We start from the raw sequence: 12,370 nt of genomic DNA, 5'->3' as shown, positions 1-12,370 counted from the left end.
TATAGATCAGATCGCAGTGGTGAGAATTTCGCGGCTTACTGCTAAGTCAATATCGCCATGTTCGCCAAGTTTAGTCATGCCATGGCTTTCAAGTGCAGCAACTAATACGTCAACTTGCTCTGCACCAAGATCAATATCACTTAGGCGTGTAGGGACTTGCATTAACTTAAAGAAGTTTTCGGTAGCCTCAATAGCTTGATCAATTTTTTGCTCATCGCTACCTGTTGTGATGCCAAATACACGTTCAGCATACTGAACTAATTTTGCATGTTTTTGCTCACGACGCACTTTCATTACCGCAGGAAGCACGATTGATAAGGTGCGCGCATGATCAATACCATGGCTTGCTGTTAGTTCATGGCCAATCATATGTGTAGACCAATCTTGTGGTACACCGGCGCCAATCAAGCCGTTAAGCGCCATAGTGGCAGACCACATGATATTAGACCTAATCTCTAAATCGTCTTTTGTTTCAGCAGCAAGGGCTTTAGGGCCTTCTTCAATTAAGGTTTGTAGTAAACCTTCACTGAAACGGTCCTGTACTTTAGCGTTTACATCAAAGGTTAAATACTGTTCCATGATGTGGATATAAGCATCAACAACACCATTACCAATTTGACGGTCTGATAAAGATAAAGTGACTGAAGGATCAAGCACTGCAAATAACGGACGTACTAATGGGCTACCAAAAGGCAATTTATTACCATTACGAGTAATAACAGAGCCGCCATTTGATTCAGAACCCGTAGCAGGTAAGGTTAATACGGCACCAATAGGTAATGCTTGTTCAATTTTGGCGCCTTTTGCGACGATATCCCAAGGGTCATCACCTTCAAATTTCGCAGCAGCAGCAATAAATTTAACCCCATCGACCACTGAGCCGCCACCGACTGCTAGCAAGTAATCGATGTTTTCAGCTTCAATGATGGTTTGTGCCTTCATTAACGTATCGTATTGTGGATTAGGCTCAATACCTGAAAACTCAAACCATGTGTGATCTTTGAGCGCATCAGACACTTGCTGATAAACACCATTTGATTTAATGGAGCCGCCGCCATAAACAACTAATATTTTAGCTGATGTTGGAATTTTCTTTGAGATAGCGCTAATTTGGCCCTCACCGAAATGAATTTTAGTGGTATTTTGGAATGTAAAATTAAGCATGAGAATATCCTAAATAACGAATTTATGACTCAGTGATCTGAGCAACTAATTTTTGTGCTGTTAATGATGAGCTTGCAGGATTTTGGCCTGTAATAACTAGCCCATCTTGAACTGAAAACGCATGCCAGTCAGCTGCTTTTTGGTAATCTGCATCACGTTTTAGTAATTCATCTTCTAATAAAAAAGGAACTACATCAGTTAATTGCACAGCATCTTCTTCACTATTTGTAAAACCAGTTACCGCTTTACCTTTTACAAGGTACTGGTCATCTTGTTTTACGTTAAGTAACGCTGCCGTTGCATGACATACCGCAGCAACAGGTTTGTTTTGAGCAATAAATTGCGCGATTAATTTAATAGAGTCTGCATTATCTGTTAAGTCCCACAGTGGACCGTGACCGCCAGGATAAAATACCGCGTCGTAATCACTGGCATCAATATCAGCTAATACGTTGGTGTTAGCCAGTGCCATTTTAGCTTGGCTATCGTCATCAAAGCGCTGAGTGTCAGCGGTTTGAAAGCCTTCTAGTTCACTGCTTGGATCAATCGGTGGTTGTCCGCCTGCTGGCGATGCGAGGGTGATTTCAAAACCTGCATCTAAAAACACATAATATGGAGCGGCAAATTCTTCGACCCAAAAACCAGTTTTGTTACCCGTGTTGCCTAGTTCTGAATGAGAGGTAAGCACCATTAATACTTTTTTCTGTGTCATTTTAAAACCCTTTTATTTTAGTTATTACGGCAAGTACAAAGCTTGCATAAGTTCTGATGTAGAGTGATTCAAAAGAGAAAGTCATTATCTCTTTGTTGAAAGTGGCTACAGTATAGAAAGCCAATTAGCATCTGACAATGCAGATATAATTGACTTCATTGTTTAAATAATTGATACAATATTCCAGTAAATAAACTCTTGGATATTAAAATATGAATGTGTCATTTGAGCAGTTGAAAAGCATGGTGGTGTTTGCCCAAGTTGTTGAACAGGGCAGTTTAAGCGGCGCAGCAAAGCATATTGGTCTTTCAAGGGCGGTAGTGAGTTATCACATAAAAAAGCTTGAAGCGCATTTAGAGGTAAGACTGTTAAATCGATCTACTCGAAGTATTAGTTTGACCGAAGAAGGTGAAGCCTATTATCAATCTTGTAAAGTGATAGCCGATCAAGCTAACACGGCCAACAAGCAAATTGAGAATATGAAAAGTGAGCCTATGGGTTTGATTAGGATCACCTGTCCTGTCAACGCTGGCTTAGAAACCATAGTGCCAGCCCTTAATGAATTTAAACGTTTGTACCCAAAAATTGAACTTGATGTGATGTTAACTGATGAAATCGTTAATATTATCAATCAAGGCATTGATCTAGCGATTCGTGGTGCGCCTTTGGTTGACTCAGGCTTACAGGCAACTAAATTATGTGTGCTCAAAACTTGCCTATGTGGCTCGGTTGAGTATTTTAATAAATACGGCAGGCCAGAAACCCCAGCTGATTTATCCACCCATGACTGGGTGATGTATAAACCACAAAAAAAAGTGCTGCATCTTAATAAGGGTTCACGCTCATTTAGTATTGAAATGAAAGGCTCAATTACCACCAATAACGCCTCAGCGCGTACCGCATTCATTGAAGGCGGCCATGGGATAGGGCGAGTGCCAACCTATGATGCTTGGCCAAAAGTGAAACAGGGCAGTTTAGAAACCGTATTGGATGATTATCAATTTAGTGACATTACCATTTATGGGGTATTTCCACCCGGGGCGACAGACTCTAAAAAAGTGCGCTTATTGCTAGATTTCTTAAAAGCGTACTTTGATAAAAAAATACGTAATCTTGAGCAATCGATTTTGTGAGTTGAAGCCTATTAGGTAAATCTGCAGCGATGTTTAACGATATTAAAATTTTGATAAACATTTAAGTGTTGATCAGATTTTATTATTGTTTGTGATGTTGATTATCAACAGGTTTTATTTTTTAATGATTGTATTGTTCGTCTTCAAATAAATTAAATAGTGTATTTGTGAAATTTTTTATGACGGCATTAGGTCTAATTAAATGACCGTTGTGAAAGCACAGTTGCTAGCTTGAATATAAGTGACATTAACTATTAATTTATTGGAGTTGAACATGAAGACTAAATTAACATTAGCGATTGCTATGGGATTATTACTCAGCAGTTTTACAGCCCAGTCCGCCAGCATAACCTTTCATGACGATCTTGATGTCGATAGCGTTAATGGTGTTATTGTAGAGTTTCAGCGTGAGGTAGACTTAGGCCAAGGGCTACATTTGTTAGAAATTAGCTATAGTGATTTATTTCAAGATAATGCCGATGACTCAGGTTATTGGGTAAAATCAGAGCCGCTATATTTAAGACTCGATGTACAGGGCAGTGAAACATATCATTTAGACATACCAGAATTGTATTCTGCAGATGATGCCAAAGACTTTCTACAAAACCCGATTATTTCATTAACCACAGATGGTAATAATTATAAAGATATTACCTTATTAAGCCAATCTCAATTATTTACCCTGTTATTACATGAAAAGTAATGGTTAATATTTTGTTATTGCAATTTGCTGTTTCAATTTTCAAATTATTTAAAAACGCTATTGAATTTATTTTAACTAGCGTTTTTTGGGTTGTAAATTTAAAGGAGAATAATGATATAAAAATGAGAGAGCTCATATTTGAGCTGTAAATATAAACAAGAAAATAACCTAATGACTGCTTACACTCGGTAAAATATAATCAGCCGTGTATAAATTTAGCGATGCTAGACCTCATTTTAGTAACATCATTTTAGCAACATCATCTTGCTTTTTAATCCGTTAAAGCCTGCTATACGCTATATTTTACTATTGTTTCTTGCGTTCCTTTCTGAGGATCCTTATCATCCGTATCCCAATTTGAAAAAGGCAACATCATGGCTATCAGAATCAAGCTTAGACCAAAGCGTGAGAAATCACTTGAACGTAAACACCCTTGGGTTTTTGCAAGTGGTATACACAATATTAAAGGAAAACCACAAGCTGGTGAAACTGTTGATGTTGTAGCCCATGATGGTCATTGGTTAGGTCGTGGTGCTTGGTCACCAGAGTCGCAAATTCAAGTGCGTATTTGGAGCTTTGATAAAGAAGAAGCTATCGATAGAGACTTTTTTGTTCGCCGCATTCAACGAGCCCAAGCAGGCCGTGAAGCATTAATTGCTGAGCAGGGTTTAACCGGTTACAGACTGGTTGCTGCTGAGTCAGATGGACTGCCTGGCATAACCATTGATAAATACGCTAATGTATTAGTGTGCCAGTTACTTAACACGGGCGCAGATTACTGGCGTGATACCTTAGTATCAGTCCTCGCTGAGCTTTATCCTGATTGCGCTATCTATGAGCGCTCAGATGTTGACTCTCGTAAAAAAGAGGGGTTAAAGCCGGTAACGGGTTTACTTCATGGTGAGCTGCCAGAAATGCCAGTGATCATTGAAGAAAACGGCATTAAAATCGCAGTTGATGTCACTAAAGGTCATAAGACCGGCTTTTATTTAGACCAACGTGATAACCGCAATATTGCTGCCAGATTTGTAAAAGACAAGTCAGTACTTAACTGTTTTTGTTACACCGGCACCTTTGGCTTATACGCCGCTAAAGGCGGCGCATCGAGCATTGAAAACGTTGATGTGTCGGCGTTAGCGTTAGATACCGCCCGTAAAAATATGCAAATCAATGGCTTTAATGATGACCATGTTAATTACCATGAAGCTGATGTATTTAAGCTATTACGCCAGTACCGTGACGAGGGTAAAACCTTTGATGTTATTGTATTAGACCCACCAAAATTTGCCGATAATAAAGCCCAACTAAACGGTGCTTGTCGCGGATACAAAGATATCAACATGATTGCGATGCAGTTATTAAATCCAGGCGGCATTTTACTGACATTCTCTTGTTCTGGGCTGATGCCTGCGGACTTATTCCAAAAGGTTGTGGCAGATGCAGCCTTAGATGCCAAGCGTGATGTACAGTTTATTGACCGCTTAAGCCAAGCCAGCGATCACCCAATCGGTAGCGGCTTCCCTGAAGGATTCTATTTAAAAGGCTTAGTTGCTAGAGTCTGCTAATTTTACACCATTTGCGCTGAAGCTTGCTTCAGAGCTGGGGATTTAAGGCTACTTTCTGGTAGCCTTTTTTTATGCCAAAAATAACTTGAAGTAGGCAGATATTAAGGTCAGACTTTTTGTCTTCACAGCAGCATCTTGAATCATAAGATATGATTCAACTAACCAATAAAAAAGTTAGACTTTTTATCTGCCCTCAGTGGTCTTTTCACTTAAAAATACGCTGGCTTTAGAATGCGTAAAACCCTATCACTTATATAACACTTGTTTATGCCTGGATTCGCTCTGTGATGATCTGCTCAATTTTACTAGGCTATTACTGTGTTTATTGATAGCACAGTATAACTAGACTACTTTTAGGCTAGGTTTTGTCGTTCTGGACCTCGATGTGTTCGAGATAAATTGATATTGAACTAGCTTGTTAGGCCATATAGGCGCATATTCAATAAACCCACGCCAAGTGATTGAAGGAGTGGCAAATTACTCGCTATGACAGAATGAGATAGAGATAACTCATTGGTGACAAGCCATACCAACCCAAGCAGCAAAGGTTAAACTCAATAACAAAATATTTCTATTCAAATTCATTCCTTATCATTGATTAATTGAATCGCTGAATGAGATGGGAAAGATTATTCCTGAAGCAACAGCAAATTTTTTGCCACAAAACCATCAATAATCATTTGATGCAAACGCAACAAACCAAGAGGTTGCCAATTGACTATGTATAATTTTTTTTTGAAGTACTACAGCCGCACAATGGTAATTTTTCTTTGTGTTATCTTGTCAGGTTGCGCGATTTTTGTGGGTTTTAATTACGATAAGTTATACGGTAAAGCGCAGCCCCAACAGCGCATGGTAGAAACAAATTCAGTTCAGGCTCAAAGCTATATTAATGATGTTAAACCTATAATCGATAACCGATGTGTTGTCTGCCATGCTTGTTACGATGCGCCTTGTCAACTTAAGATGTCATCCGCTGAAGGTATAGACCGTGGTGCGAATAAAGATAAAGTGTACCAAAGTACGCGGTTACTTTCTGCAAATACAACTCGCATGTTTCTCGATGCCCAAACAACGGCGCAATGGCGTGATAAAGGCTTTGCTCCAGTATTGAATGAACGCTCACAATCACCAGCAGCCAATATACAAGCCGGTGTTATTGCGCGAATGCTACTGTTAAAACAAAGCCATCCTTTACCAACAGAAGACATACTTGATGACTCGTGGGACTTCTCCCTTGATCATAACCAACAGTGCCCATCGATTGAAGAAATGGACAGCTATGAAGAGGATTTCCCTAAATGGGGGATGCCTTATGGCTTACCGCAAATATCAAACAATGAAAATAATATCTTGTTGCAGTGGCTTGTGGATGGAGCACCAATGACAGCTGTCGCTCCTCCTTCAAGCAATGAACTTACAGCGGTGCAGAAATGGGAAACATTCCTTAATAAAAAATCATTAAAACAACAACTATCAAGTCGCTATATATTTGAACATTTGTTTGTTTCACATTTATATTTCGAGAACGAGGAAATTGGCCTGCAAGGGGTACCCACTTTTTTTAAATTGGTTAGATCGAAAACCGCCCCTGGGGAAGTCGTCGATGTCATCGCAACACGTCGACCTTACGATGATCCAAAGACAGATTCTTTTTTCTATCGCTTAGAGCAAGTGCGCGAAACCATTGTCGATAAAACACATATGCCATATGCACTTAGCGATAAAAAGCTTGAGCGTATAAAGTCATTGTTTATTGAACCAAATTATACAGTTAGCGCTTTACCAAGCTATAAACCATCAGTTGCTGCAAATCCGCTTATCGCCTTCACAGAATTACCCGTAGAGGCGCGCTATAAGTTTTTGCTTGATAATGCGCAAAATACCATTATGGCGTATATAAAAGGCCCGGTATGTCGAGGACAGCTTGCACTTGATGTTATTAATGACAGATTTTGGGTGTTTTTTGTCGACCCTGATATGTCTAACCTCTCACAATTAAATGAATTTTATCGCTCACAGGCCGACAACCTGACCCTTCCTGCTGAGCAGGAAAGCAATACTTTGCGACCGGTTAGTAATTGGATTAAATATGCTAGACAACAGGGCCGCTTTCTTCGGGCTAAAAATGCATTCTTGGAAGAAGAATTCGAAAATAATGAGCACTTAACGACTCAGCTTATTTGGGACGGCAATGGTACGAATGCTAATGCTAGCCTAACGGTATTTCGCCATTTTGATAATGCATCAGTCGTGAAAGGCTTAATCGGTGAGCAACCTAAAACCGCTTGGGTTATCAGTTATTCGTTATTAGAGCGCATTCATTACCTGCTTGTGGCTGGTTATGATGTCTATGGTAATTTTGGCCATCAATTAATTACTCGCATGTACATGGATCTTCTTCGCATGGAAGGTGAGTCGAACTTTTTAACCTTGTTACCAACGAAAAACCGTCACCAAGAGCTTGCTGATTGGTATCAAGATGCAAGTCTGTATTTAACAGATCATCTTGAAGGCAATATCAATGAGTTCAGTAAACCCACAGAAGTTATTTATACGACAAACGACCCTAAGCATGAATTATTGCAAATGCTCAAACAGCGAGTCGCAAAGGTAACGCCAACTCGTTATGCACTTGAGTCAACCCAGCTTTCAGATGAGAGTAAGGCGCACCTTCAAAGGATTAATCATCTACAAGGGGAAAATGCATCTATATTCCCTGAACTTACTTATATTGTGATTGAAGCTGCAGATACCTCTGTTGAACCTCAGCTTTTCACCCTAATAAGAAACAGTGCCCATAAAAACATCTCTAGCTTATTTGATGAAGAATCCAACCGGCTATATAAACGCGATAATGTGACACTGGTTAACGGCCTACTTGGAAGTTACCCCAATGCTTTTTGGCGCGTAAAAGAAGCTGAGCTGCCAGCATTAGTCGCTCAAGTTCTCAAGGTTAAAATCAATGCTGATTACAAAAGATTGTTAGATAACTATGGCGTTCGAAGAACTGACCCTGCTTTTTGGGCATTCAGTGACACCTTGATGACGCAATACAAAAAAAATCATCCAATAGATGCAGGCATACTTGATTACAATCGAATTCAAAACAGATAATCATATTAGCGATGAAAGATAATTGGCTTCAATATTACTAGTATTCTTGTATATGATTTTAAAATAATTTAACTGTTGTTTCCGAGAAATTTGTTATCAATTTAACTCATCATTTTGTTTGAGTGGCCAAGGGGGAATGGTCACTCATTTAGAACCGAGCTAGCTTATTTCAGGACATAAACGTGTTACCAGCACCAACGTTATACTTTATTTATATTCACTCAGTTACTGATGACCATCACTTCCATCTAACCCATTGCCTGCCGCAGGCTTATGTGCAGATACAACTGCGAGACGCTGCAAGTACGTCCTTGTAAGCTCTGCCAAAACATCCATGTTTTGGAAGCTCACTGCTGCATCTACACTGGGTTTATTATCTCTTCGATTTGACGGTATTTATGACAATAAAAATAAATACATCTGAAATTAAAATTCTAAAAGACTCAATTTGAATTGAGGTCATCGAGAAAAGGCCGTGAGCTTGGCATGGATGCCAAGCTAGCTATCGTTAGGCCAGGGATGGCCTATCGGAAGCGTTAGGGCTTTTCGACAATGACCGAAGAGGGATACAGATGAAGTTAAAAGCTGGATCAATCCCCATCGAAAATCATGCGTTATTCAGCATTTTTCGTCGGGGTGCTGAGGGATTGTTAAGGGGGACAAGCAGTTTCCCCCTTGACTCTGGTATGGGCGAAGCACCACGACGTTAATTCAAACGGAGTTTGTAAATAAAGCAATTAAACCAACGTTTTAAATTGTATGTGACCTAATATCACTATTTTGATTTATTCAAAATGACAAACTAGATTTGGGAAAAATTAATTATGGGTTTCACAGTTAATTTTCTAAAACGCAAGCCATACGACCTTGCCCATGCTGCCGACAACCGATGATAATTATGGGTTGCTGGCAACAAAGGGATGAAAAAGTGCATGCACGACTGACAAGCTTTTTTAGGCAAAAATCAACGACATCTAACGCCACTGTTTAAGCCGAGGAATTAGAAAGTTAACACTTAAGATGCGGAACAAGAAAAGTATCAGGAGGTGCTAAGGCATTGATATTTTATGTAAAGAAATTAGCTGACGATGCTAAGGGATCTATGCGGCTAGTAAAAAATGTAACTGCTCTGCACACATCGAAAAAGCGTAATATCTTACGCCGATATTTACACTATAAAGGTATCACTCGGGCTTGTTCAACACTTGGGATAAGGACGCGGCTACGCGCGGCCTATCCTTATCTGTTATATTGCGGCTTTAACCAAGCTTTGATTAATTTTATGTTGCATATAGATTACATGAAAAATTGATGTAATAAATGGATTTAACCAAAGTATGTCACCTTTATTTGAACCTGAAATTTGGTTTATACGATTGCGGACCATAACTATCCACGTTACATCAAAAACACTTGAAACCAAATGAATAACAATTGAGCTTTTTAAAATGGATAAATCGTGAATATTAACTAAACCATAAATTAAACTAGCTAATGAAATGGCAAATAAAATTACAGTAGTAAGGATAAAATATTTAGATATTTTAAGCTCTGTATGCCCGTTGATTTGGTTTGAAAAACGGTAAAGTTTATATATTAAATACGAACCTATTGTGAGCACGCAAAGAACGAGAGTCTTTAGAACTGAGTCAACTTCAAATATATCTGTAAGTTCCTTATTCATTTATTCTCCGATGCTGAAAATACACTTTACTTTTTTAGCAATATAACGCCCTGCTAATAAGTGAACCAAGTGCTGGCGGGCGATTTGCACAGCAAATGGCATGACAGCCTTGGTGAATCTGGATTTAGCAGCTTGTTAGGTATCCTTACGCTATATACCTACCCATGACTAAAATCGGCAACCATATTGAACTTGACACAAATAGTGAGCTTGTTAATAGGAGTGTTAAAGAAAAGGCAAAATAATGACCAGCAAACACTCGCGCATCACTTACGGGGTGCTGCTTTACAGCAAGTATCATCACACGGCTGAACTCTTTAATTTTAACTATCTGGCACTCAACCCAAAGCTTCATGGGCTTAATCATGATGAGGAGGCATGTAAAGGCTACTTCTACACCAGCAACATCCATAAACAAGAGTAATTCAGGTGCAAATGGAGTAAGGGCTAATATAACTAGCAGCATCAAAATTTTTTTGCTTTTGGGACTAAATTTAAAACCTTCCATAAGACTCCCTTCCTTGGTTACCTAACGCCTCAAGCAGAGACGCAGCTTGCTACGTCCTGCTGGCTTGATTTGTTAGATTTTGGATTCATACGTAGGACCTGTTCAAAAACTCGATTACCGAGATAATAAGCAGTTTCAAGGTCGGTTTTATTAACGTTACCATCTGGTGAGTGCGCGATAACTCCGAGCTGGCAACCCATACGGTTAATGCCATGATCTTTATATCCTTGCGCTGAATCTAGGCCAACCCATAACATACCATGCTGATTTGACAGGGTTACAAGGTATTGAAGAGTTCCTGTTTGATCTCCATTCATTGCACTACCACTAGTAAAGCCCGCTGCAAGTTTCCCCGACCACTCTTGTTCGCACCAAAGCTCACTTGTGGCATCAGCAAAAGCTTTAAATTGCGCCGAAACACCGCCCATATATGTTGGAGTTCCAAAAATAATTGCATCACATGAAGATAGTTTTTTGATGATCTCTAAGTTTGTAAATCGCCCCTCGACAATTTCACCACCTTTAATTTGATGTTTAATAATCGTGGCTTGGCCAAAAGCACTAAGGCCATTTATCAAAGATGTAGCTAATGCTCCTGTCACATCTGTTTTTGAGAAAAAGATAACTCCAATTTTCATATATACCCGACTCCATGGGATTACTGTAATTTTGAAATCTAACGCCCTGCTAATAAGTGAACCGATTGCTGGCGGGCGATTTGCTCAGCAAATGGCATGACAGCCTTGGTGAATCTGAATTTAGCAGCTTGTTATGATTACCTTATAGACCAACACACTTTCCTTCTAGCTGGAGGTTACTCAGCTTTTCTCTCGCTTTCGAAACCGAGTTTGCTAGTTGCTTCTCATATAAATAGCCTTTTTCAGTCCCATACTTTTCTATTGTACGTGAGGCAAAAGCTATTGATTTGCAATTCTCTTCAATGAGTTTATTCAACTGGTTCGATTCTGCCAATTCTATATTTTGAATAGAATCATCGATGAAAACACTATAACTAATTTGATGTAACTGAATGTCGATGGCTTTGTTTACAGTAAATGAGTCTACTGCATTTTGGAGTAAATATGAGGCAGAAGTAATCGCTGTAACTAGACCTAAAATAACGGTTACTACGTACGTGATAATGAGCTTCTTCATACATTCCCTTGTGATCATAACGCCGCCATCACAGGTGGCAAAAAGTGTAGTGAGTGAAACGAACGTAGCTTTTTGACATCCTGTGCATGGCCTTGTGTACGCCCAGCATGGGCATGAACTAATGAGGTGAAAGTCCTCTGTAGGAAGGTCACCGTTTATTAACATGCTGTTATTAAACGTTAACTACTAGCGAATGGCAAGGGCTTACCCGCGAGGATTGGTCTGGAGGAAGCCGCTAGCAAATTTGCGAGCTGATGAACAAGAACATCATATGAGGCGTAGGCTAGAGGTGAGTTGGCACAAGACGACGAAACCACGTGATCTAATGGCCACCGTAAATGATGCAGCAGTGCAAAGAAAGTTCATGTTCTTATCTGGGGAGATCTACTTAACACGCGATCGGTAATTAACCAGTAAGGCTCTGGTTTATAAGTGCCTTGGCTTTTCAGCGTCATCGACTGAAAAGAGCGAACCAGATGAAAACCGATAGCGCATAACGGGGTAACTCGGCGTGTGATTAAGCAGAAGTCAGCAGACGGCATAGTAGCCGAACGCCCATCGTAATGGTTGGGACATGGTGAAGGCCTGAACCTAAAGATCAGTGAGGAGCCTGTGCAACTCAATATTTC

At 39.7% G+C, this 12,370-nt stretch carries 10 protein-coding genes and 1 pseudogene; 5 read left to right on the top strand and 6 right to left on the bottom strand.

What is annotated here, in order from left to right:
• Positions 1 to 6: 6 nt before the first annotated feature.
• Together Q4533_RS07130 and Q4533_RS07125 are read right to left on the bottom strand one after the other, a co-directional pair.
• Positions 7 to 1,164, bottom strand: a complete 1,158-nt coding sequence (locus Q4533_RS07130; protein ID WP_303502510.1) for an iron-containing alcohol dehydrogenase — start codon at positions 1,162 to 1,164, stop codon at positions 7 to 9.
• 22 nt (positions 1,165 to 1,186) lie between these two features.
• Positions 1,187 to 1,876 carry a type 1 glutamine amidotransferase domain-containing protein gene (locus tag Q4533_RS07125; RefSeq protein ID WP_102476261.1) on the bottom strand — a complete coding sequence of 230 codons (690 nt, stop codon included), beginning with the start codon at positions 1,874 to 1,876 and terminating at the stop codon, positions 1,187 to 1,189.
• A 212-nt stretch (positions 1,877 to 2,088) separates the two neighbouring features.
• Here Q4533_RS07125 and Q4533_RS07120 point away from each other — a divergent pair, with 212 nt between their 5' ends.
• The 5 genes and pseudogenes from Q4533_RS07120 to Q4533_RS07100 form a co-directional block, all read left to right on the top strand.
• Positions 2,089 to 3,009, top strand: a complete 921-nt coding sequence (locus Q4533_RS07120; RefSeq protein ID WP_102530663.1) for a LysR family transcriptional regulator — start codon at positions 2,089 to 2,091, stop codon at positions 3,007 to 3,009.
• A 274-nt stretch (positions 3,010 to 3,283) separates the two neighbouring features.
• Positions 3,284 to 3,712, top strand: coding sequence for a DUF2057 family protein (locus tag Q4533_RS07115; RefSeq protein WP_303502509.1), 429 nt, complete (start codon positions 3,284 to 3,286; stop codon positions 3,710 to 3,712).
• 374 nt (positions 3,713 to 4,086) lie between these two features.
• On the top strand, positions 4,087 to 5,277 hold the full coding sequence (locus Q4533_RS07110; RefSeq protein ID WP_102436505.1) for a class I SAM-dependent rRNA methyltransferase: 1,191 nt from the start codon (positions 4,087 to 4,089) through the stop codon (positions 5,275 to 5,277).
• A 756-nt stretch (positions 5,278 to 6,033) separates the two neighbouring features.
• The gene (locus tag Q4533_RS07105) at positions 6,034 to 8,394 is read left to right on the top strand and encodes a fatty acid cis/trans isomerase (protein WP_303502508.1); all 2,361 of its coding nucleotides are present in this window, start codon (positions 6,034 to 6,036) and stop codon (positions 8,392 to 8,394) included.
• 844 nt (positions 8,395 to 9,238) lie between these two features.
• Positions 9,239 to 9,385, top strand: a pseudogene (locus Q4533_RS07100) (IS91 family transposase); the annotation flags it as partial.
• A 255-nt stretch (positions 9,386 to 9,640) separates the two neighbouring features.
• On the opposite strand, the gene Q4533_RS07095 reads toward Q4533_RS07100, so the two are convergent.
• From Q4533_RS07095 to Q4533_RS07080, 4 genes are all read right to left on the bottom strand, one after another.
• The gene (locus Q4533_RS07095) at positions 9,641 to 10,078 is read right to left on the bottom strand and encodes a hypothetical protein (protein ID WP_303502507.1); all 438 of its coding nucleotides are present in this window, start codon (positions 10,076 to 10,078) and stop codon (positions 9,641 to 9,643) included.
• A 145-nt stretch (positions 10,079 to 10,223) separates the two neighbouring features.
• Positions 10,224 to 10,586, bottom strand: coding sequence for a hypothetical protein (locus Q4533_RS07090; RefSeq protein WP_102436174.1), 363 nt, complete (start codon positions 10,584 to 10,586; stop codon positions 10,224 to 10,226).
• A 29-nt stretch (positions 10,587 to 10,615) separates the two neighbouring features.
• On the bottom strand, positions 10,616 to 11,224 hold the full coding sequence (locus Q4533_RS07085; RefSeq protein WP_303502506.1) for an NAD(P)H-dependent oxidoreductase: 609 nt from the start codon (positions 11,222 to 11,224) through the stop codon (positions 10,616 to 10,618).
• 142 nt (positions 11,225 to 11,366) lie between these two features.
• Entirely contained in the window at positions 11,367 to 11,741 is a 375-nt protein-coding gene (locus Q4533_RS07080; protein WP_133149353.1) for a hypothetical protein, read from the bottom strand.
• Between the last annotated feature and the right edge of the window lie 629 nt (positions 11,742 to 12,370).

This window comes from Shewanella sp. 6_MG-2023, from assembly GCF_030547195.1.
Taxonomy (GTDB): domain Bacteria; phylum Pseudomonadota; class Gammaproteobacteria; order Enterobacterales; family Shewanellaceae; genus Shewanella.
The sequence above is the reverse complement of the archived record's forward strand: the minus strand, read 5'-3'. Positions and strand labels throughout refer to the sequence as shown.